This is a genomic window from Shewanella sp. SM29 (genome assembly GCF_025654245.1).
Lineage (GTDB): Bacteria > Pseudomonadota > Gammaproteobacteria > Enterobacterales > Shewanellaceae > Shewanella > Shewanella oncorhynchi.
In genome coordinates this window covers 147,435-170,062 of record NZ_JAKKRN010000007.1, presented here as the reverse complement: position 1 = coordinate 170,062, position 22,628 = coordinate 147,435, and the positions used below count along the sequence as shown (strand labels likewise).

The following is a 22,628-nucleotide window of genomic DNA, read 5'->3' as shown; positions in this document are numbered from 1 at the left end:
GAGCCGCACACACTCAGTGTCTGCGGCTTTTTTTACATTATTTTCTGGATGTGAGTCATCATTTACTTACAACTTAGCTGTCGGCCAATTGACGATTACGAGGGAATATTCGCGAGAATTTATTAAATGACAGCGTTGTCTTTTTGTGTTATTTGTTTTAACATCACTGAAACAATGGTGCGTTTGGATGATAACATTAGCCATTGCGGACGAGTCGCGATACGGATATTCGGGAACTTAGGCATTAATTTAAACCCCGTTATCACCTAAATAATTAATTACTATAAGAAGCAGGTTTATGGAAATGACACTCGATAAAAGCCAGCAGAAAAGCAGCTTTCTCCCCATGGCCATAGTGGCCGCTCTCTTTTTCATCCTCGGATTCGCCACTTGGTTGAATGGTTCTTTGATGCCTTATTTGAAACAAATATTGCAACTCAATCCCTTTCAAGCGTCGTTGATCCTGTTTTCTTTCTACATTGCAGTGACCTTTACTGCCTTGCCATCCGCTTGGCTTATTCGCAAAGTCGGCTATAAGAATGGTATGGCGATAGGCATGGGTGTGATGATGTTGGCGGGCTTACTGTTTATCCCTGCTGCGGAAACACAAATATTTGCCCTATTCCTTTTCGCCCAATTAGTGATGGGCGCAGGTCAAACCCTATTACAAACTGCGGTTAACCCTTATGTGGTGCGTTTGGGGCCTGAAGAATCTGCGGCCGCCCGTGTCAGTGTGATGGGTATTTTGAATAAAGGTGCGGGTGTGATTGCGCCTTTGGTGTTTTCGGCGTTGATTTTAGACAGCTTTAAAGACCGTATTGGTACTGAGCTAACTCAAGTACAAATTGAAGAAATGGCTGACGGTTTAGTATTCCCCTATTTAGGCATGGCCATTTTTATCGGTATCTTAGCGCTCGCGGTAAAAAAATCACCTTTGCCAGAGTTGTTGAATGAAGATGAAGCTGCTGAAAATACTGATAAAGGGCAACTTAAAGCGGCATTATCTCACCCTAACTTAGCCTTTGGCGTGTTAGCGCTGTTTGTTTATGTTGCTGTAGAGGTTATTGCTGGCGATACCATTGGTACATTTGCTTTGTCTTTAGGCATAGAGTCATACGGTGTTATGACTTCCTATACTATGGTGTGTATGGTGCTGGGTTATTCTTTAGGTATCCTGTTAATTCCTCGTTTTATTTCACAACCTAAGGCTTTGATGGTGTCGGCTATTCTGGGTTTGTTACTGACATGCGGTATTTTGTTTGGCGACAATAATTCCTACGCTATTGCTAATGTTTTGTTAGTGCCTTTTGGCGGTGTGGCACTGCCCGATACTTTGTTGATGATTGCTTTTCTTGGTTTAGCTAATGCGATTGTTTGGCCTGCGGTGTGGCCGCTAGCTTTGTCTGGTATGGGTAAATTGACCAGTACAGGTTCTGCGCTTCTCATCATGGGGATTGCAGGTGGCGCCTTTGGTCCAGTGTCTTGGGGCTTAATGAGTTCGGCGACAGATATGGGCATGCAGGGTGGTTATATTGTGATGTTGCCATGCTACTTGTTCATCCTTTTCTACGCGGTGAAAGGCCATAAAATGCGTAGTTGGTAGTCAAGTCTGTTTGAACAGCTAAAAAGAAGCCCTCGATGATGAGGGCTTTTTTGTGTCTTAGTTGGATCAAGCTAAGGCGAAATTAGAACGCGTAGCTTACGCTCGCAAGCACGGTATCTGAGTTTTTAAATGCACCGTCAGAGACTTTTTGGTCACCGCTGAGATCTGTGCCTAACCAAGCGAGAGAAAGCCCAAAGCCTGCCAATTCGGTCGATACGCCAACAGAGTAATCAGAGTAGCTATCAAAACCTTCACCATCATCTAAGGCATCACCCACGTTATAGCCGTAGTGCAGATCGAGACTCCAGTTTTCAACAAATTCGTAGGAGTAGTTTAGCTCTCCATAGTGATAATCTAAGTCAGTACCACCGTAATCATTGGTAAACCAATAGGCTAGGCGAAAGCCCTTAAATTCTATACCCGTAATCACTTCGAAATAACCTATATCACTCTCGCCTGAGTAGTTATAACGGTTAAGGGTGATGTCGTAGGTCAGATCTTCGTTGATCTCACCACCATAGGCGACATAGAAATCGTATTCGATCGCTGGGCCGTTATAACCTGGCTCATCAAAATCCACGTTACTTGCCCAAGCGCCGACAGAGAAACCTGAGTCGAAGCTCCAATCAATACCGCCTTGCAGGGCAGGATCGCCAGCGGTTTGTGATACGCCGCGAAAACGATAGTCGTTAGTAAGACTAATTTCCCCTGTCACTTCGGCGGCGGCAATGCCGGAGAATAGGGTCGTGGTTAGCGCGAGTCCGACAAGCTGTACCAGCCGTTTTTTTTTCAGATTGTTATGCACGGTATTTCTCCCATTTTCTTTGTTGACTCGGACGTGTTACTGGCGACCATTGTTATTCAATCGCGCCAGTGCATCCGTTGGTTTGCCAAACAACAGCCTAGGAAAACCCGTTGCTGTGACCTCATGGCGAGTTATTGCTAAGATAACTTAGCTTTTTTGAGGCTAACATCAGCCTCGTTGATCTCACTTTTGTTCGAAAATGACGTAAACCTTGCGGCAGGGCTCCACGACTTCCCAAGTGCCTTGAAAACCCGCGGGTATGATAAACCTGTCACCCACAGTGAACGTCTGCGATTGACCTTGAAGATCGGTGATAACACTCATCCCTTCGAGGATTTCGCAGTACTCGTATTCAGTGTAGTTTATTTTCCAAGCGCCTGATTCACTTTGCCAAATTCCACTGTGAAATTGATCACAAGGGCTAGAATAATGATTCTCTAGCCCTTGAGTTGGATTGCCAGCTAACAACTTTTCCGTCGGTAACTGGTAGGTTTCGACGGGTGTTTGCGCCGTAGCAAAGCGAATAATGGCGTTGATACTCACAGTCATTTGCGATTTCCTTGTTGAGCTGACATTCGGCTATTTCATCGTTGGCATCACAAACTCGGCTTGAGTCTGTTTACCCGCGGGCCAGCGGGCAGTAATTGCCTTACGCTTGGTATAAAAACGCACGCCATCGGGGCCATGCATATGCAGAGGCCCAAACAGTGAACGCTTCCAACCGCCAAAACTGTGGAACGCCATCGGCACCGGGATCGGCACGTTCACTCCAACCATACCGACTTGCACGTGGTGACAGAAATGCCTTGCCGCTTCACCACTTTGGGTGAAAATCGCCGTGCCATTACCAAATTCGTGTCGGTTAATCAGCTCAAGCGCCGTTGGGTAATCTTTCACGCGCACAATCGCCAGCACTGGGCCAAAGATTTCTTCGCGGTAGATGCTCATTTCAGGCGTGACATGGTCGAATAGACAGGCGCCGAGGAAATAACCCTGTGGATTTTCTTCAACACTCAGTTTACGGCCATCGACCAGCAGCGCTGCGCCTTCTTGCACACCGGCTTCAACATATTGGGTGACCTTGGCAAGGTGCTGTTTGGAGATCAGCGGGCCCATTTCCATCTCCGGCGTTAGGCCGTTGCCGACTTTTAAGGTTTGGATTTGCGGTAGCAGTTTTTCCACTAACGCGTCGCCCACATCGCCTACCGCCAGCACGACTGAAATTGCCATACAACGCTCGCCAGCACTGCCATAAGCTGCGCCCATTAAGGCGCTCACGGCTTGATCTAAATCCGCATCTGGCATGAGTAACATATGGTTTTTCGCGCCGCCTAAGGCTTGCACGCGTTTGCCATGTTTAGAGGCTGTGCTGTAGATGTATTCGGCAATCGGCGTTGAGCCCACAAAGCTCACCGCTTGCACATCTTTATGGGTGAGTAGGGTATCGACGGCTTCTTTGTCGCCGTTAATCACGTTAAACACGCCATCGGGAAGACCCGCTTCTTTAAGCAGCTCGGCAATCCGCATCACCGAGCTTGGGTCTTTTTCCGAGGGTTTCATAATAAAGGTGTTACCGCAGGCAATCGCGATTGGGAACATCCACATGGGAACCATCACGGGGAAGTTAAAGGGGGCTATGCCTGCGACAACACCTAAAGCTTGATTAACTGACCAAGAATCGACACCGCCACCCACTTGCTGTGTGTGTTCACCTTTAAGCAAGTGCGGAATACCACAGGCAAATTCGACCACTTCGAGACCTCGGATCAACTCGCCCTTAGCATCGTCTATCACTTTGCCGTGCTCGCGGGTGATAAGCTGCGCCATTTCATCTAGGTGCTGCTCAACTAAGGCTTTGAATTTAAAAAGCACTCGAGCACGGTTGAGCGGCGTGACTTGCGACCAGGTTTCAAAGGCATTTTTTGCGATTGCGATGGCTTCGCCGACTTCGGTTTCGCTTGCCAGTGAGACTTGGCCACGTAGCTCACCCGTGGCAGGTTCAAAAATATCTTGGGTTCTTATACTGGCAGGGGTGTGCTGACCATTAACAAAATGAGTGATCTTGAGCATAGTTAACCTTTGAAGTTCCCCGCCACAGCGGGGTGTTAAATGTGAGAGTGGAACGAACCGCTAGCGCGATTATCCAACGGCGTTAATGGCATCGCTTAGGCTATTAACCATTTGGTCAATCTCGCGTTTATCGACAATCAGTGGCGGTGACATGGCAATGATATCGCCCGTTGCTCGAACTAAAGTGCCGTGGCGGAAGCAGTGTTCAAACACGCCGTAACCACGTTTACCCGCGCCTTGAGCGTTAGGGGAGAATTGAATCCCCGCCACTAATCCTGTGTTGCGGATATCAATCACATTCGGCAACCCTTTGAGGCTGTGCACTGCATCTTCAAAGTAGCGTTCAAGCTCAAAACTGCGTTCGAATAATTGCTCATTCTCATAAATCGATAAGGTGGCAAGCGCCGCGGCCGCGGCCACTGGATGACCTGAATAGGTGTAGCCGTGGAAAAACTCAATCAGTTCTGTGGGACCTTGCATGCAAGTGTCGTGGATAAAATCTTGCACAAACACTGCGCCCATAGGGATGGCGCCGTTATTGATGGCTTTAGCCGTGGTGATTATATCTGGGATAACGCCCCAACGCTGACTCGCAAAAGCGGCGCCAACGCGGCCAAAAGCGGTAATGACTTCGTCAAAAATCAGTAGGATGCCGTGCTTTTTAGTGATTTCACGCAGACGTTTTAAGTAACCTTGTGGCGGTAATATTACCCCAGCAGAACCCGACATAGGTTCAACGATTACGGCGGCAATATTCTCGGCGCCATGCAGGGTCACTAGTTGTTCTAATACTTCGGCTTTTTCAGCGCCAAAGTGCGAGAGTCCACGGGTAAATGCCGCATTTTGGATATCTAAGGTATGAGGTAAGTGATCGACGCCTTGCAATAATTGGCCACTAAATGCTTTGCGGTTATTGCTTAATCCACCCACAGAGATGCCGCCAAAGCCGACACCGTGGTAACCCATTTCGCGCCCGATAAAGCGGGTGCGTGAGGCTTGACCATTGGCTCTGTGATAGCAAAGTGCCATCTTAAGCGCAGTATCGACGGACTCAGAACCTGAGTTAGTAAAAAAGACTTTGTTTAATCCTTCTGGACTTAGCTCGACTAAACGCTCGGCAAGTTCAAAGGCGATAGGATGACCCATTTGGAAGGAGGGCGCGTAGTCCATCTCTTTAATTTGTTTGCTGACCGCTTCGCTGATTTCCTTGCGACCATGGCCTGCGTTACAACACCATAAACCTGCGGTAGCATCTAACACTTTATTACCATCAATCTCCGTGTAATACATGCCTTCGGCCTTGGCGAGTAACCGCGGACTGGCTTTGAATTGGCGGTTAGCGGTAAAAGGCATCCAGAAATGTTCAAGTGAGGGTACGCTTGAGGAATTGAGCGGCAAATCGGCCATAGTGTCTACCTTGTCCTGTATTTTCAGGTCTTGTTTTAGGGCGGCTAATATTTGCTATGCTATGTTAGAAATAATGAACATGGAAGAGCCGTGTGCAGTTATTTGTGGCAAAAAAGCTATTTTTGTAAAAAATATTGAATTTTATTGCTTAAACAGCGTAACCTGAAGGTCGGATTATGACTGTGGTGATGTTTAGCATTTGCGCTAAAGTCGTCACGGGCCACTATTTTCTTGTCGATGAACGATAAACCACACCTATACGAATTATTAAGAGGTCATCATGAGCACACCGAAGAAACGCAGCGAATGGGAAAGTCTGGCTGCCAGCCTGTCTATTAATGGTAAGGCGTTTATCAATGGCGAATACCAAGATGCCGTTTCGGGTAACACCTTTGATTGTATTAGTCCTATTGATGGTCGCTTGTTGGTAAAAGTGGCGAGTTGCGATCTTGCAGATGCTAATCTTGCGGTTGCTAATGGCCGCAGCGTATTTGAGTCTGGTGTTTGGTCGCAGCAGTCTCCGGTAAAGCGCAAACAAGTGATGATACGTTTCGCCGAGTTACTGGAGGAAAATGCCAATGAACTCGCGCTGTTAGAAACCCTCGACATGGGTAAACCGATTCGTTTCTCCAAGGCTGTGGATGTAGTGGGGGCTGCCCGTGCGATTCGCTGGTCTGGTGAAGCGATTGATAAAATTTACGATGAACTCGCGCCAACCGCTCACAATGAAATTGGCATGATCACCCGTGAGCCTGTGGGGGTTGTGGCCGCGATTGTTCCGTGGAACTTCCCAATGCTGATGGCGTGTTGGAAGCTCGGGCCCGCGCTGGCCACGGGTAATAGTGTGGTGTTAAAACCCTCTGAAAAGTCACCCTTAACGGCTATCCGTATGGCGCAATTGGCTATTGAAGCTGGGATCCCACAAGGCGTACTCAACGTGTTGCCAGGATTTGGTCATACCGTGGGTAAAGCCTTAGCGTTGCATATGGATGTGGATACGTTGGTGTTCACGGGGTCCACCAAAATCGCAAAACAATTAATGATTTACGCTGGCGAGTCGAACATGAAACGCGTGTGGTTAGAGGCGGGAGGCAAGAGCCCCAATATCGTCTTTAATGACGCGCCAGATCTGAAAGCCGCTGCTGTAGCTGCGGCCGAAGCCATTGCCTTTAACCAAGGTGAAGTTTGCACCGCAGGTTCGCGTTTGCTGGTGGAATCTGGGGTGAAAGATGAGCTTATTGCGCTTATCGCAGAGGAGTTAGCCTCATGGCATCCAGGGCATCCACTCGATCCCGCTACTGTGAGCGGCGCCGTTGTTGATAAACAACAGTTAGACACAGTGCTCAGTTACATTAAAGCGGGTAAAGATGAAGGTGCAACCTTAGTCCACGGTGGCTGCCAAGTTATGGCCGACACTGGCGGTGTGTATGTGCAGCCAACGGTATTTTCTAACGTAAACAATCAGATGAAAATTGCCAGTGAAGAAATCTTTGGCCCAGTGTTATCTGTTATTGAATTTAATGGCATGGAAGAAGCGATATCAATAGCCAACGATACCATCTACGGTTTAGCCGCTGGCGTGTGGACATCGGATATCAGCAAGGCCCATAAAACCGCTAAAGCCCTGCGTTCTGGTATGGTATGGATCAACCATTACGATGGCGGCGACATGACAGCGCCATTCGGTGGCTATAAACAGTCTGGTAATGGCCGAGATAAATCTTTGCACTCCTTCGACAAATACACAGAACTGAAAGCGACCTGGATCGTGTTATAACCGCTCAGTTTTGTCTATATAAGAGAAGGAGCCGCTTTCGCTCAATACTAAAACCTCTTTTCATATTACATGGAAAGAGGTTTTTTATTTTTTGTAGCTCAAGCCGTACCCATTTTTTCTAAGCCATATTTCACTTGTAAAATCTGTATCTGTTGTCGTGAATAACATGTTACCGTCTTGATTCGTAATGTTATTGCTCACTTATGCCCGATAGAATATTGACTTTAAACACTCCCATTATTATCTCAATTTACTTCCATTTTTATCTGCTTCATAAATATCGTAAGTTATCGCTTATAAATTTGTGGCTTTCAACATTACCATTAATGCATTTAGTCATAGTGTAGTGGCATAGTGTGAAAAGTGTTGTAAGTTATTTATGATATTATAGGGTGCTTAGATCATTGAATAAGAAGGCAAGTATGCACAATGTAGAAGAGTTTGGGGCAATCGTCAGTAAAGCTCTCGATAGTTACAAATCCGATTTTATGGAACTTGTTAGGGAATATGCGATTTCTTGTAAAAATCAAGGTGAGGCATATTGCGATTTTTTTGTCGATATAGCCTCTATGATGAATGGCGCATGGCTTTTAACCGCAGTATGTGAGTTTGAGGATGTTTCAGAATTTAAAGCCTTTAATTGGTATCAATTATTGAATGTTGATATAGACAATATGCCAGAAGATGATTTGTTCTCCCTACAAAATAAGCTATATGAAATCGGTTATATTTGGTTGGTGGAGCAATTGATTTCCTCTAAAAAAGAAATAAAAAGTATCGAAATTAGGTTGTTTCATAATGGCAGCAATGAATACCAATCTTTGGCATAATTAGCTTCTAACAGAGCTAAACGACATCAGTCACTGGGCTCATTGGATAGAATTTTTTGTGTGTGGTTATGCCATACCGTTGGTAGTATTTACCTCTAGGGCAAGTATGAAGAACTTTATTAGCAAAGATCTAGATATTGAAGAGTTCAAAAAAAGATTCGATAACACCAGAGAAAGTTTTATAAATTCTCTAAAAACAGCAAGTAAAGGTTATCGAAATGTAAGGTTCTTCGCTTGTGATGAAAGTGGAGTCCCCATTAAATGGGTATGGGATGATGAAACGTTCACACATAACTGGGAAGAGGGCACTCTTGAAGACGCTATTCAGTTTGCCCGTCACATGATAAATAGTGGAATGTATTTTGCGTTTATGGGTTGTTTGTCTGGTTCCAGTGATCTTGATATTTGGCTGACCACCTTTGAAAACCCCATAAAGAAACCTACATGGCCAAGTGGTAAAGAACCCAAATTTGAGATTATCCATGAAGTGTTAACTCGTTAGGGCTTTGTTTACCGCTCTAAATTAGGAAACAAAGCCTCGTTATGACTGCATATTTTATCTCAAAGTAAGGGCATTCACCTGTAAATATGTGATTTTAGGGTGCAACTGCTGTAGCCTCGTGGAAATTTATTGTTTCTTATTTTGATCTTTTAGGATGCAGGTCTTGAGCTTTGTCATCTAAGGTTGTTCGTTATTTCCCTGTGATTTTTGCTGAGCCAATCACTCGTCAGCAAAGCGTTCACTCATTAGAGAGGGTGTCATGTGAATGCACTTCAAAACCCAATTAGGCAGTTCAATGTCGTCAAACTAGCTGTACTGGCATTGCTAAGCTTTTTGGCCGGCTGTTCTTCAATGCAGACGGGTGAGAATGGAAACTGGGTGGGATTCACGGAAGCTGGTCAGGCTTCATTTTATGGGGATAAACATCAAAATAAGCAGACGGCCAGTGGTGAACTTTACAAACATACATTAAAGACAGCAGCGCATAAAAAGTTACCCTTTGGCTCGAGTGTTAAGGTCACCAATGTCGATAATGGCAAAAGTGTGATTGTGAAAATCAATGATAGAGGGCCTTTCGTGCGTGGCCGCATTATTGATCTGTCTAAATCGGCGTTCAGTAGTATAGGCAATACTTCTTCTGGCTTGATTGACGTGAAAATAGAAGTCATTAAATAGCGGCTATTTTGAAAACAGTTGTCTCGAAAAGAACTGTTGCGAAAGGGCTATCTCGAACACGGCCATATCGAAAAGATCGTTTTGAAAGCAGCATCATTAAAAATGAGCAGTTTGAAAGCACTCTCTTCAAAACGCGGCTTCGACGCAATCTAATGATTGAATGCACTAATGATTGAGCGCATAAAATCGAGTCGACGCTTTTAAATAAAATCCCAAAGCAGACAATTTGTTAAGCTGATATTTGGGCTTTACGGCATTTGGTGAGAGACTATCGGCAGATTTGGATAACAGTAAAAGGACCCGCTATGGAATACCCACTTGTTAGTACGCAGTGGCTCGAAGTACACCTCACCGATCCCCATTTAGTCTTGCTCGATGCCAGTATGGAAACCGTTATTGGTAAAGAACCCTTAGTTTACGATGAGCCTATTTGCATTCCGCGCTCACGTCGGTTCGACTTGGAAAATGTGTTTTGCGATAAGACTTCAACCCAAATTCATGCCTTGCCGACGTTTGAGCAATTCAGCCAAGGGATAGCCCAACTTGGGATTGAGGTCGACAGTGTTATTGTTATCTATGATAACCAAGGCATTTATTCATCTCCACGGGCGTGGTGGACCTTTAAAGTCATGGGCTTTAATCGAGTCTATGTGCTTGATGGTGGCTTGCCTCAATGGATTGAAGAAGACCGCATTACCTCATCGCGTTATCAAGCCGAAGGCGTCGATTATGGCCCGACGGATATTGATACTTTGGCAGATGTGTTGCAATACCACCCCGAGCTTGTGATGGATGCCGAGGCCGTGTTATCACGAATTGAAGATGCCGGAACGGCGATTGTCGATGCCCGTGGTGCGCCACGCTTTTTAGGGCAAGTGAGTGAGCCGCGCCCCGGTGTGCGCTCTGGGCATATTCCTTGCTCGGTTAATTTACCCTTCGCTCAAGTGCTCGATGGTAATAAAATCAAAACGGTCAGTGAGCTACAGTCTATTTATCAAGGGCTGGCAGCGGATAAATCCGCAAGGATATTCAGCTGTGGTTCTGGGATTACGGCGTGTATTTTGATCTTAGCTTCGGTCGCCGCGGGGCATAAAAATCCCATCCTCTATGACGGTTCATGGGCGGATTGGGGCAGCCGTAACGATCTGCCGATAGAGTGTTAATTGAGTATCACCATTGAAATTAGTGCTGTAGATTAATTAAGTTAGCGTGGTTTTTGTTGAACATCATGTGACTTCTACGTCGTTTGGCTAAATGCCAAGGAGAAACCTTTGATAGCGAGATTGATCGATAAGTTGGTATTTGGATTTATTTTAGTGATTGCCTTACAGTTACCACAACTGGCTGATCATTATCAGCAATTTTTATCAGGCCTTTATGAATCGACTCGATGGCAGGTAGAAGGTTACGAGGCAACGGCTAAGGAATATCATTACGTCGATGTTGATGCCATGATTGCCCGCCACCAGCAAAATGAGGAGCCAAGTGTGCGTGCCGACGCTGAGCAAAAGGTACAGACACTGACGCTTTATAAAGCGTTAACACAGGGCGTGGCGATTTTTAATACGGGCAATTTGTTTGAGAAAACTGCCTATATGTTTAACCCTGTTCGCTTTGATTATCTTGAGAAAACCATCAGTAACTTTAAGCCAGGGATACCTTTAACTTCTAGTGGTATTGGCTTTGGCGTCTTGGTGGCTTTAGTCGTGCATTATCTTGGGTCTATCCCTTTTATCCTGTGGGCAAGGCGTAACAAGCGACTTAAAACAAGTCCTTAAATCTGTGATACAGCATGCCTGCCGCGAGCATAGGTGAGCGGAACGTCGGGCCGCCGGGGAAGGTGATGTGTTTGATTTTAGCAAACACATCGAAATGTCCCGCCTGTTGGCAAATAGCCTCGGCAAGCAGTTTTGCCGCCATGTGAGTGGCATTCACGCCGTGTCCCGCATAGGCTTGGGCGTAAAAAATATTATTTGCATCGGGAAGGCGACCAATTTGTGGCATACGGTTAGCACCGATACCTATCATGCCGCCCCATTCATAATCGATACGTACCCCTTTTAATTGCGGGAAAACCTTCTCAAGATTCGGTCTCAGTGCCGCTTCAATGTCTTTCGGATCTTTACCCGAATAGGTACAAAGGCCGCCAAACAGCAAACGACGATCTGCCGATAAGTGAAAGTAATCTAGGGCAATTCGCATATCCGCGAAGGCCATGTTTTGCGGGATAATACTCGCGCATTGGGCCTCAGTTAAGGGCTCTGTCGCCAATAAATAACTGCCTGCAGGTAATACTTTTCCCCCTACAAAGCTATTAAGTTTGTGGCCGATATAGGCATTGCCCGCCAGTACTAAGTATTGGCATGTGACTTCGCCCTTAGCGGTAATGACCTTAGGTTTGGCGCCTTGAATGATTTTTTCAGCAGCGCTGTACTCAAACAACCTAGCGCCGAGATTACGGGCGACGCGAGCTTCACCCAGAGCAAGATTCAGCGGGTGTAAATGGCCGCTACCCATATCAACTAGCGCGCCTTGATAAAAATCTGAGCCTATGACTTCACCTAATTGTGGCTTAGTTAACAGCTTGATTTCTTGCTGATAACCCATGGCTTTGAGTGCGCTAAATTCTTCTTCAAGCTCATCCATGTGACGAGGTTTAACCGCTAAGTCGCAGTAACCCATTTGCAGATCGCAGTCGATACGGTGTTCTTGTATGCGATTTCGCACTATCTCGACGGCTTCAAAGCCCATTTGTTGAATTGCTTGAACACCTTCAGTGCCGATTTCACTTTGAAATTGTGCAGGGTCATGGCCTATGCCGCGAATGAGTTCGCCGCCATTACGCCCCGATGCGCCCCAGCCAATTCGCCTCGCTTCTAACAGCACAACACTCATACCGCGCAGTGCGAGTTCTATGGCGGTATTGATACCGCTAAAACCGCCGCCCACTATGCAGACATCGACACTGATATTGCCTTCGAGTTGTGGGTGAGCGTAAATTTCTTTTGCAGTATCAACATAATAAGAGTGTGGATACTGTTCACTGTGCACTGGAGGTTTGCTTGCCATTATGGCTCCCAAAAATTGTTTTTATTGTAAATTGGACTTGTCTCAGTATACTCATCACACTTTTAACATGACGCAAAAAAGTGTTCGTTTTATTTAACACGCTTTTTATGTAGAATACAATGAAAGCAGTAAAACACGCGCTTTTTGGGCGAAAATGCGTTCTGGATGGTGTTTATCCTGAACAACCTGTTCGTCATCTATCGGGATTGACCCGAGCCTTTAGGGGGATGTGAAATTTGGATATTGGAGCCAGCCTCAAAACTGTTCGAAAAATGAAAGGCTTATCTCAACGAGAATTAGCCAAACGTGCTGGTGTGACTAACAGTACGATTTCAATGATCGAGAAAAACAGTGTTAGCCCGTCAGTCAGCTCTTTAAAAAAAGTGCTGTCGGGTATCCCGATGTCTTTAGTGGACTTTTTCTCCATTGAAGCCTCAACGGATAGTGAGCAAAAGGTCGTCTATCGATCCAATGAATTACTGAATATCGGTACTGGGCCACTTGAATTCAAACTGATTGGCCGTGATTACCCGAACCGCGCAATGTCAGTGATGAATGAGATTTATCCACCCGGTTCAGATACGGGTGAAGAGATGCTAAAGCACGAAGGTGAAGAGGCCGCTATGGTGATAGAAGGTAAATTCGAACTCACTGTTGGGGATGAAGTGTATATTTTGGAAGCGGGTGACAGTTATTATTTTAACAGTGAATTGCCCCATAGATTCCGCAATCCCTTCGATGAACCTTGTCGCCTAGTGAGTGCGACTACGCCTGCAAACTTCTAATTAAGTCATTAACTTACCCTATTATTCAACATATTAGGCCACTTATTCGCTAAAAGTGAGTGGCCTAATACTGTTATTCAACATTCCTGCGGATTTATACCAATCACATTAAATATCTAATCAGTTCAGAGCCTCACAGGCATTTCAATCCAAGGCGCATTGACGCAGAAATGGTCATTCCCTTTTAAGTCAATGCAACACGGGAGTGGGATGCCTGTGAGGCTCCCGAAGGGCGGGTTTCAACGCACTTTATACTGCGTTTAAGGCTTTCGACAGAGCACCACTATGCCTTCAAGCCTTCGCCTTGTCTAAAGCGCGTTGAACTCCCGCTGAATGAACAGATATTTAATACGATTGGTATTACCTACTTTCTAACCCTGTCATATTGGTTATATATCCTCTTCTTTGTGTAAATAATATTGGTTCAAATTTGGTTCGAATACGGTTTAATTTACCCTGTAAAAAGTGAGCTTTATGCTGGTGTAACCGCTGGTTTATATACATGAATTAGCGAGAAATGGGGTAAATATACATTTAACTACATGTTATTTATGCTTATTAAGAATAAGTGGATTAAATAACCTTTAACAAGTGTTTAACCTCTTGCCTAGTGCTAAATTTCGGTGTACTGTGTGAAAAAATGAACATTTAAAGGCAAAGTGTTCGTTATGCTAGTAAAATCAATTCTAAAGGTGAGATATGTCAGCCGATTTACCCCTCATAGGTGTTATTGCATGCAATCAACAATTGGGATCACACCCCTTTAATATTGTTGGTGAAAAATACCTTTTAGGCGTAGTTAATGGCGCGAAAGGCTGGCCGTTAGTGATCCCATCTTTAGGTGGCGATTTACCGATAGACGCTATTTTAGAGCGTCTTGACGGTATTTTGTTTACTGGCTCTCCTTCTAATGTAGAACCCCATCTTTATGCAGGCCAGCCGAGTGAGCTTGGTACACACCATGATCCTAAACGTGACGCGACAACCTTGCCGCTGATCCACGCTGCTATTGCTGCTGGGGTACCTGTATTAGGTATTTGTCGCGGTTTTCAAGAAATGAATGTGGCTTTTGGTGGCAGTTTGCATCAGAAGCTCCATGAGGTGGGTGGCTTTATTGAACATCGAGAAGATAAAACCGCATCCTTAGATGTGCAGTATGGGGCTTCTCACAGTATTACTGTTGAGCCCGGGGGGCTTATTTACGAGGCCTGGGGCCGTAACTCTGCAGAGATTAACTCTGTACATACTCAAGGCGTGGAGCGCCTGGGTGTTGGGTTGCGGCCAGAAGCTTATGCTCCAGATGGGTTAGTGGAGGCTTTCTCCGTAATTGGTACTAAAGAATTTGCCCTCGGTGTGCAATGGCATCCAGAGTGGAAGGTGAGCGAGAATCCGTTTTACCTCTCCATTTTCAATGCCTTCGGTGATGCATGCCGACGTAGGGCTACAACTCGAGTGAAATAATAATGAATAAGCTAATCGCTTTTTTAAAAGAACGAAAAATCACAGAAGTCGAATGTGTTATCAGTGACATGACTGGCATCGCCCGCGGCAAGATTGCTCCAGTCGATAAGTTTCTCGATGAAAAAGGCATGCGTTTGCCCGAAAGTGTGTTGTTGCAAACTGTGACCGGTGATTTTGTCGACGAAGAGATTTACTACAGTTTGCTCGATGCAGCCGACATCGATTTTGTTTGTGTACCCGATGAAAATGCCGTCTTTATGTTGCCTTGGACCATCGAAGCCACGGCACAGGTTATCCACGATTGCTACGACAGAATGGGTAATCCTATTGAGCTTTCACCACGTAACGTATTGAAAAAAGTGTTGTCTCTCTATGACGAACAGGGCTGGGAACCTGTTATCGCTCCCGAAATGGAGTTCTATTTGACTCGTCGTAGTGACGACCACGATTTACCCTTAAAGCCTCCAATTGGTCGTTCAGGTCGCCCCGAAGCGGGTCGCCAGTCATTCTCTATTGATGCTGCCAACGAATACGATCCTATGTTTGAAGACATGTACGATTGGTGTGAGCTTCAAGGTTTAGATATCGATACTTTAATCCATGAAGATGGTCCCGCACAGATGGAGATTAACTTCAGTCATGGCAATGCATTATCTTTAGCTGATCAAGTGTTTATCTTTAAACGCACTTTACGGGAAGCCGCGCTGAAGCACGATGTGTGCGCCACTTTTATGGCAAAACCCGTGACGGATGAGCCTGGCAGTGCGATGCATATTCATCAAAGCGTGATCAATAAAGAGACGGGCAAGAATATTTTCACCAATGAAGATGGTACTAAGAGCAAGCTATTCTTGGGATATATTGCAGGCCTACAAAAATTCATTCCTGAGTTGCTGCCACTGATGGCGCCAAATGCGAACTCGTTTCGTCGTTTCCTCCCCGGCACTTCGGCACCTGTAAACTTAGAATGGGGCGATGAAAACCGTACCTGTGGTTTACGCATTCCAGAATCTTCACCACAAAACCGTCGCATTGAGAACCGCATTCCCGGCGCCGATGCTAACTGTTATTTGGCGATTGCCGCGAGCTTGTTGTGTGGCTATATCGGCATGGTTGAGTCGCTAAAACCTTCGACGCCTGTGCAAGGTAAAGCCAATGAAAGCCGTAGCAATAATACCCATTGTTTACCGCTGACATTAGAGGAAGCATTAGCGGCGATGGAAGAAAGTGATGCCTGTAAGCAATATTTAGGCGAATCCTTCACCACTGGATTTGTGGCGGTAAAACAGGCTGAACTTGAAAACTTCCGCCGTGTTGTCAGCTCATGGGAACGTGAATTCCTATTACTCACTGTGTAATGTTTTGGATTGATTGCACTGACCGTGTTGCCGCGTTAACCCAAGGAATAAGGGGTTAACGTTGGCCATAACGATACTGATGCGTGCACTGTTTTAGTGAGGTTGCACTTAACTGGTGCAACTCGCTTGTTAAATAATATGATGGTTTTTAATGGCTTGTCCGTTAAAGTGATTATTCAATTCCATTGCTTGTCTGCAAGGGAAGTAAAATAGGTTTAACAATTTTAGGTTGTTCGCTTACTAGCGTTACTAACTAATTGTTAGTCATATTTAAAATGTGTTTATCTAAGTGTTTTTTTGCGATTGCTTAGGGACTTGAGGCATTTGCCTTAATGTTGCAAAATGTACAAGCAGTGTCATATCTAGTCTATTTTTTTGAGTGTTAATGCAATACCGATGCCTCGAAAATTTGGCACGAAACCTGATACTTAACAAATTGCAGCAAGATATAAAGTAGGCATGGTTATCATGCCGTAGAGACTGCCGATGCGGTTTTTAAGGTGTAGCATTGGTCGAAAATAACAACAATATCCGGGCAGCCCGGTGACACAATGTCAGAATTTGCTTAAGCAGTTCTGCTACCCGAGAAAGGAGAAAGCATGAAGCTATTTAATAAGACGACCACATTAGCGCTGGTGACTGCGAGCGTATTTGCGAGCGCAGTGGCCCAAGCGGAAGAAGTGGTTCGCGTGTATAACTGGTCAGATTATATCGCGGAAGATACCTTAGAAAACTTCAAGAAAGAAACGAGCATTAGGGTAATTTACGATGTATTTGATAGTAATGAAGTGCTTGAGGCTAAATTACTGTCTGGTCGTAGTGGCTACGATATCGTTGTACCTTCTAACCACTTTCTCGCTAAGCAAATCAAAGCGGGTGCTTTCAAACCTTTAGACCGCGCTAAGTTACCTAATTTTAAAAATTTAAATCCAGCCCTGATGAAGTTGCTTGAAAAAGCCGATCCGGGTAACCAATATGCCGTGCCTTATTTATGGGGAACCAATGGTATTGGTTACAACATAGATAAAGTGAAAGCCGCTGTGGGGGAAGATGCGCCATTTAACTCAATGGAACTGATCTTCAATCCTAAATACGCTGAAAAAATTTCTAAGTGTGGCTTTGCTATGTTGGACTCTGCCGACGACATGGTGCCACAGGCGATGATTTATTTAGGCTTAGATCCTAACAGCACTAAGGCTGAAGATTATGAAAAAGCTGGTGAGTTACTGGAAAAAATTCGTCCTTATGTGACGTATTTCCATTCTTCACGTTATATTTCTGACTTAGCAAACGGTGACATCTGTGTCGCTTACGGTTTCTCCGGTGATGTATTCCAGGCGAAGGCCCGTGCTGAAGAAGCAAAAAATGGCAATAAGATCGGCTACTCCATTCCAAAAGAAGGTGCCAATCTGTGGTTCGATATGTTAGCTATCCCAGCTGATTCAACGAACGTTGATAATGCACTCACGCTGATTAACTATTTTCTACGTCCAGAAGTCATAGCGCCTATCTCTAACTATGTGGCCTATGCTAACCCGAACGATCCCGCTCAACCTCTGGTTGATGAGGCTATCCGTACCGATCCTGCGATCTATCCACCACAAGAAGTGTTAGACAAACTTTATATCGGTGAAATTCGTCCTTTGAAAATTCAGCGCGTATTAACCCGTGTTTGGACCAAAGTGAAGTCAGGACAATAGTCGATAGGGGGCAAGCCTAGCTTGCCCCCAGCTTGGCAAACTTCTATGTCCAATCCTATGCATAGTTAATCCACGTATAGGATTTGACACAGTTTGTTTAACCACTTTTCATTCATTAATCGTGTTGAACCTAGAGTTTGAGCGTATCTACGCCTCATTTTCGGGTGGAGAAGTACTATGGCAATCACCTCGAGCGTCACCAATAAACCGACAACAAAGACGCAAGAAAAAGTACTGCTCAAGATTGAGCGGGTAAGCAAATTATTCGATGACGTGCGGGCTGTCGACGATGTGTCATTAACTATCAATAAAGGCGAAATTTTTGCCTTACTTGGCGGGTCAGGCTCGGGTAAGTCAACACTACTGCGCATGTTGGCGGGTTTTGAAAAGCCCACCTCTGGCCGTATTTTCCTTGATGGGGAAGATATCACCGATTTACCGCCATACGAACGTCCCATCAATATGATGTTTCAATCCTATGCTTTGTTTCCCCACATGACAGTGGCACAAAACATTGCATTTGGTTTGAAGCAAGACAAGCTGCCTAAAGCCGAAATTGAACAGCGTGTGCAAGATATGCTGAAACTCGTGCATATGGAGCAATACGGTAAGCGTAAACCGCATCAGTTATCCGGTGGTCAGCGCCAGCGTGTTGCACTGGCCCGTTCACTGGCGAAACGGCCTAAATTATTACTGCTCGATGAGCCTATGGGCGCATTGGATAAAAAACTGCGTACCCAAATGCAGCTAGAAGTGGTTGAAATCCTTGAGCGTGTCGGCGTGACCTGCGTGATGGTGACCCACGATCAGGAAGAAGCCATGACAATGGCAGGTCGAATTTCGATCATGAGTGATGGCTGGATTGCTCAAACTGGCTCGCCAATGGATATTTACGAAAGCCCGAACAGTCGTATGATTGCCGAGTTTATCGGTACTGTGAATTTGTTTGGTGGCGCGATTGAAGTGGATGAAGTCGACCATCTGATCATTAAGTCCAATGATTTGGCCCAACCTTTCTATGTCGGTTATGGCGTCACGACTAACGTTGAAGATAAGAATGTTTGGCTAGCAGTGCGTCCCGAAAAGACCATTATTAGCCGTGAGCAGCCTGAAGGTCAGTACAACTGGGCGAAAGGAATCGTGCATGATATCGCGTATTTAGGCGGTATTTCAGTCTATTACATTCGTTTAGAGAATGGTCAAATCGTACAGTGCAGTATGACTAACCGTGAACGCCGCGCTGATCATGCCACATGGGATGACGAAGTGTTCATTAGTTGGGAGGACACCAGTGGCGTGGTGTTGAGATCATGAAGAAACCCATTAAAGTAAAGTGGCTTAAGGGCCGCTTCTGGACCATAGGTATTCCCTACGCTTGGCTGCTGCTGTTTTTTGCCTTACCGTTTGCGATTGTCCTTAAACTGAGTTTTTCGACGGCGGCGATTGCTATCCCGCCCTATGAAGCAACATTCCAATATGCTGACGATGTATTAAATATCTTCCTGCATTTGGGTAACTATTTGATGTTGCTTGACGATTCGTTATATTACATGGCTTATCTCAGCTCATTGAAAATGGCGTTAATTTCGACCTTGGGCTGCTTGATTATTGGCTACCCAATGGCCTATGCCATTGCCCGTGCCCCTGCGCGGTTGCAAACCGTGCTGCTGCTGTTAGTTATGTTGCCTTCTTGGACCTCATTTTTAATCCGCGTTTACGCTTGGATGGGGATCTTAAGTAACACTGGTATCATCAATAATTCACTGATGTGGTTGGGGATTATTTCTGAGCCGTTACAGATCCTCAATACCAATATTGCCGTGTATATCGGCATCATCTATGCGTATTTACCCTTTATGATTTTGCCCTTGTACGCCACCTTAGTGAAACTTGATATGAGTTTGATTGAAGCTGCGTCTGACTTAGGTTCGAGCCGTTTGAATACCTTCTGGAAAATCACTTTCCCTCTGTCAAAAAGTGGTGTGATTGCTGGTTCTATGTTGGTGTTTATTCCTGCCGTGGGTGAGTTTGTGATCCCAGAGCTACTCGGTGGTCCCGATTCCTTGATGATAGGTCGAGTGTTATGGCAAGAGTTTTTCAATAACCGCGACTGGCCTGTGGCTTCGTCACTGGCGATTGTGATGTTGGGTCTATTGATTATTCCGATCACTTTATTCCATCGCTATCAGGCGCGTAGTTTGGAGAAAGACCTATGAAAAAATTAAGCTTTTCTTCAGTGATGCTCTGGTTTGGCTTATTTTTCTTGTATGCACCTATGTTAGTGCTGGTGATTTATTCCTTTAACGACTCTAAATTAGTGACGGTATGGGGTGGATTTTCACCTAAATGGTATGGCGAGTTATTTCAAGACCAACAGATTTTAGATGCAGTATGGACCAGCCTGCGGATAGCGTTTTATAGCTCAACTATGGCGGTCATTATCGGCACTATGGCAGCCTTTGTGATGACACGCTTTAAGCGTTCATGGGCAAAACTGACCCTGTCGAACATGATTACTGCACCGCTGGTAATGCCTGAAGTGATCACTGGTCTGTCTTTGCTTTTACTGTTTGTGCACATGGCAGATTTGTTGGGCTGGCCTAGGGAGCGTGGCATGATGACAGTGTGGATTGCACACTCAACATTTTGTGCTGCCTATGTGGCTGTGGTGGTGTCTTCAAGATTGCGCGAGCTTGATATGTCAATCGAAGAGGCGGCAATGGACTTAGGGGCAACACCGCTCAAGACTTTCTTCTTGATCACTGTGCCTATGATCTCGCCGGCGCTGGTGGCGGGTTGGTTGTTGTCATTCAGTTTGTCCTTAGACGATTTAGTGATCGCAAGTTTTGCCTCAGGCCCTGGTGCAACGACCTTGCCTATGGTGGTGTTCTCGTCGGTACGTTTAGGAGTTTCTCCTAAGATCAATGCCTTAGCGACGCTGATCATACTGTGTGTTTCACTCATCGCTTTCCTTTCTTGGTATATGGCAAGACGGGCAGAGAAACGCGACCGTACACCAATGAACTAGTTAGTTTAATTTGGAGATGGCTTTGGTATTGCCAAAGCCATCCTTGATATTTGTCACCGCTCCCATCACCCGCTTTGCTTTGCAGGCTAGTCCTGTTACTCAAGATCACCAGAATTGAATCACTGAGCTAAAAATAATCGTGTGTTTGATATATCAAACAAAATGTAAATTATTGCGCTTTTCTGGCTAGTGTTTCGTTTTATGAAGGTGTAGGATGTGATGGCTGTTTAAAATAATGAACATTAGAATTCAAGGGAACAACATGTCTGCCATAGCTCACGCTGGATCATATTATGCGGCATCGGCCAACGATAAGGTTGAACGTCCGCGTCTACAGGAATCGATTGAAGCCGATGTTTGTGTGATTGGCGCAGGTTATACAGGCCTTTCTGCCGCGCTGCATTTATTAGAATCGGGCATGAGTGTGGTGGTGTTAGAAGCCGCTCGCATAGGCTGGGGCGCCTCGGGCCGTAATGGTGGACAAATCGTTAATAGTTATAGCCGTGACATTGATACTATTGAAAAAACAGTTGGTAAAGAACAAGGTAAACTCTTTGGCCAAATGGCCTTTGAGGGCGGGCAAATCATCCGTGATCGTATTGCTAAGTATAATATTCAATGCGATCTAAAAGATGGCGGCGTGTTTGCCGCGATGAACGAAAAGCAAATGGGCCATCTACGCCATCAAAAACAACTGTGGGAAAGCCACGGCCATGTTAATCAGCTCGAACTTCTCGATGCTAAAGGTATTCGCGGTGTGGTAAATACTGAGCGTTATGTCGGTGGTCTACTCGATAAAAGCGGTGGCCATATTCACCCGCTTAATTTAGCCCTAGGCGAAGCGCGCGCGGTTGAATCCCTCGGCGGTAAAATTTTTGAAGACTCAGCGGTGTTGAGTGTCGATGAAGGCGATAGTCCAGTTGTGCATACGGCGCAGGGCAGTGTAAAAACCAAGTTTGTGGTCGTTGCGGGGAACGCTTATTTAGGTAAGTTAATGCCTGAGTTGCAGGCGAAATCTATGCCCTGCGGCACGCAAGTGATTACCACAGAGCCTTTGAGTGCCGATCTGGCTGCGAGCTTATTACCACAGGATTACTGCGTCGAAGATTGTAACTATCTGCTCGATTATTTCCGTCTGTCTGGTGACAAGCGGATGATTTACGGTGGCGGCGTAGTGTATGGCGCCCGCGATCCGGCGGATATCAAATCGATCATTATTCCGAACATGCTCAAAACCTTCCCACAATTAAAGGATGTGAAGATCGATTATGCGTGGACAGGTAACTTCCTACTGACGCTATCGCGCCTGCCACAGGTCGGTCGTATCGGTAAGAACATCTATTATTCACAGGGTTGCAGTGGCCACGGTGTCACTTATACCCATCTGGCGGGCAAGTTACTGGCCGAGATGCTCAACGGCCAAGCCACGCGCTTCGATGCCTTCGCTGCATTGCCACATTATCCTTTCCCCGGCGGTCACGCACTTCGCGTCCCTTTTAGTGCTATCGGAGCTTGGTATTACACGTTAAGAGACAAACTAGGTCTCTAACATCATCAC

The 22,628-nt window shown here is 45.5% G+C and carries 20 protein-coding genes; 15 read left to right on the top strand and 5 right to left on the bottom strand.

What is annotated here, in order from left to right; genetic code table 11:
- Positions 1–304 precede the first annotated feature (304 nt).
- Entirely contained in the window at positions 305–1,603 is a 1,299-nt protein-coding gene (gene nagP / locus L5L77_RS07200; protein WP_105252977.1) for an N-acetylglucosamine MFS transporter NagP, read from the top strand.
- A gap of 82 nt (positions 1,604–1,685) precedes the next feature.
- On the opposite strand, the gene L5L77_RS07195 is transcribed toward nagP, so the two are convergent.
- The 4 genes from L5L77_RS07195 to L5L77_RS07180 form a co-directional block, all read right to left on the bottom strand.
- Positions 1,686–2,408 (bottom strand): TorF family putative porin, encoded by a 723-nt coding sequence (locus L5L77_RS07195; RefSeq protein WP_263186012.1) that lies wholly within the window; start codon positions 2,406–2,408, stop codon positions 1,686–1,688.
- Positions 2,409–2,591: 183 nt separating this feature from the next.
- A complete protein-coding gene (locus L5L77_RS07190; RefSeq protein WP_263160879.1) occupies positions 2,592–2,957 on the bottom strand; it encodes a cupin domain-containing protein in 366 nt (121 codons plus the stop codon).
- Between the two features lie 30 nt (positions 2,958–2,987).
- Entirely contained in the window at positions 2,988–4,478 is a 1,491-nt protein-coding gene (locus tag L5L77_RS07185; protein ID WP_263186014.1) for a CoA-acylating methylmalonate-semialdehyde dehydrogenase, read from the bottom strand.
- 69 nt (positions 4,479–4,547) lie between these two features.
- Positions 4,548–5,885 carry an aspartate aminotransferase family protein gene (locus tag L5L77_RS07180; protein WP_263222452.1) on the bottom strand — a complete coding sequence of 446 codons (1,338 nt, stop codon included), beginning with the start codon at positions 5,883–5,885 and terminating at the stop codon, positions 4,548–4,550.
- Positions 5,886–6,165: 280 nt separating this feature from the next.
- Between L5L77_RS07180 and L5L77_RS07175 the strand changes: the two genes are divergently transcribed.
- From L5L77_RS07175 to L5L77_RS07150, 6 genes are all read left to right on the top strand, one after another.
- On the top strand, positions 6,166–7,662 hold the full coding sequence (locus L5L77_RS07175) for an aldehyde dehydrogenase (RefSeq protein WP_219234051.1): 1,497 nt from the start codon (positions 6,166–6,168) through the stop codon (positions 7,660–7,662).
- Between the two features lie 422 nt (positions 7,663–8,084).
- The gene (locus tag L5L77_RS07170; protein WP_263222449.1) at positions 8,085–8,492 is read left to right on the top strand and encodes a hypothetical protein; all 408 of its coding nucleotides are present in this window, start codon (positions 8,085–8,087) and stop codon (positions 8,490–8,492) included.
- A gap of 106 nt (positions 8,493–8,598) precedes the next feature.
- The gene (locus L5L77_RS07165) at positions 8,599–8,994 is read left to right on the top strand and encodes a hypothetical protein (RefSeq protein ID WP_105249914.1); all 396 of its coding nucleotides are present in this window, start codon (positions 8,599–8,601) and stop codon (positions 8,992–8,994) included.
- A gap of 261 nt (positions 8,995–9,255) precedes the next feature.
- Positions 9,256–9,669, top strand: coding sequence for a septal ring lytic transglycosylase RlpA family protein (locus L5L77_RS07160; RefSeq protein ID WP_263222448.1), 414 nt, complete (start codon positions 9,256–9,258; stop codon positions 9,667–9,669).
- 305 nt (positions 9,670–9,974) lie between these two features.
- A complete protein-coding gene (locus L5L77_RS07155) occupies positions 9,975–10,832 on the top strand; it encodes a sulfurtransferase (protein ID WP_263222446.1) in 858 nt (285 codons plus the stop codon).
- A gap of 108 nt (positions 10,833–10,940) precedes the next feature.
- Entirely contained in the window at positions 10,941–11,447 is a 507-nt protein-coding gene (locus L5L77_RS07150) for a DUF2937 family protein (protein ID WP_263222444.1), read from the top strand.
- Here L5L77_RS07150 and L5L77_RS07145 read toward each other — a convergent pair.
- Positions 11,431–12,738: an NAD(P)/FAD-dependent oxidoreductase gene (locus L5L77_RS07145; RefSeq protein WP_263222443.1), complete on the bottom strand. Its 1,308-nt coding sequence runs from the start codon at positions 12,736–12,738 to the stop codon at positions 11,431–11,433. The two genes, L5L77_RS07150 and L5L77_RS07145, sit on opposite strands and share 17 nt — an antisense overlap.
- A gap of 236 nt (positions 12,739–12,974) precedes the next feature.
- On the opposite strand from L5L77_RS07145, the gene L5L77_RS07140 reads away from it, so the two are divergent.
- The 8 genes from L5L77_RS07140 (at position 12,975) to L5L77_RS07105 (ending at position 22,619) form a co-directional block, all read left to right on the top strand.
- A complete protein-coding gene (locus tag L5L77_RS07140) occupies positions 12,975–13,523 on the top strand; it encodes a cupin domain-containing protein (protein ID WP_028760885.1) in 549 nt (182 codons plus the stop codon).
- A gap of 699 nt (positions 13,524–14,222) precedes the next feature.
- Positions 14,223–14,984 (top strand): gamma-glutamyl-gamma-aminobutyrate hydrolase family protein, encoded by a 762-nt coding sequence (locus L5L77_RS07135; RefSeq protein ID WP_105249909.1) that lies wholly within the window; start codon positions 14,223–14,225, stop codon positions 14,982–14,984.
- Positions 14,985–14,986: 2 nt separating this feature from the next.
- Positions 14,987–16,342 carry a glutamine synthetase family protein gene (locus L5L77_RS07130; RefSeq protein WP_028760883.1) on the top strand — a complete coding sequence of 452 codons (1,356 nt, stop codon included), beginning with the start codon at positions 14,987–14,989 and terminating at the stop codon, positions 16,340–16,342.
- A gap of 599 nt (positions 16,343–16,941) precedes the next feature.
- A complete protein-coding gene (locus tag L5L77_RS07125) occupies positions 16,942–18,042 on the top strand; it encodes a polyamine ABC transporter substrate-binding protein (protein WP_131525446.1) in 1,101 nt (366 codons plus the stop codon).
- A 177-nt stretch (positions 18,043–18,219) separates the two neighbouring features.
- Positions 18,220–19,356: a polyamine ABC transporter ATP-binding protein gene (gene potA / locus L5L77_RS07120; protein ID WP_028760881.1), complete on the top strand. Its 1,137-nt coding sequence runs from the start codon at positions 18,220–18,222 to the stop codon at positions 19,354–19,356.
- Complete coding sequence (locus L5L77_RS07115) at positions 19,353–20,258, top strand: ABC transporter permease subunit (protein WP_212599956.1); 906 nt, start codon at positions 19,353–19,355, stop codon at positions 20,256–20,258. Before potA ends, L5L77_RS07115 begins: the two co-directional genes overlap by 4 nt.
- Positions 20,255–21,070 carry an ABC transporter permease subunit gene (locus L5L77_RS07110; RefSeq protein ID WP_105249905.1) on the top strand — a complete coding sequence of 272 codons (816 nt, stop codon included), beginning with the start codon at positions 20,255–20,257 and terminating at the stop codon, positions 21,068–21,070. Before L5L77_RS07115 ends, L5L77_RS07110 begins: the two co-directional genes overlap by 4 nt.
- A 262-nt stretch (positions 21,071–21,332) precedes the next feature.
- Positions 21,333–22,619 (top strand): NAD(P)/FAD-dependent oxidoreductase, encoded by a 1,287-nt coding sequence (locus L5L77_RS07105; protein ID WP_028760878.1) that lies wholly within the window; start codon positions 21,333–21,335, stop codon positions 22,617–22,619.
- Positions 22,620–22,628 lie beyond the last annotated feature (9 nt).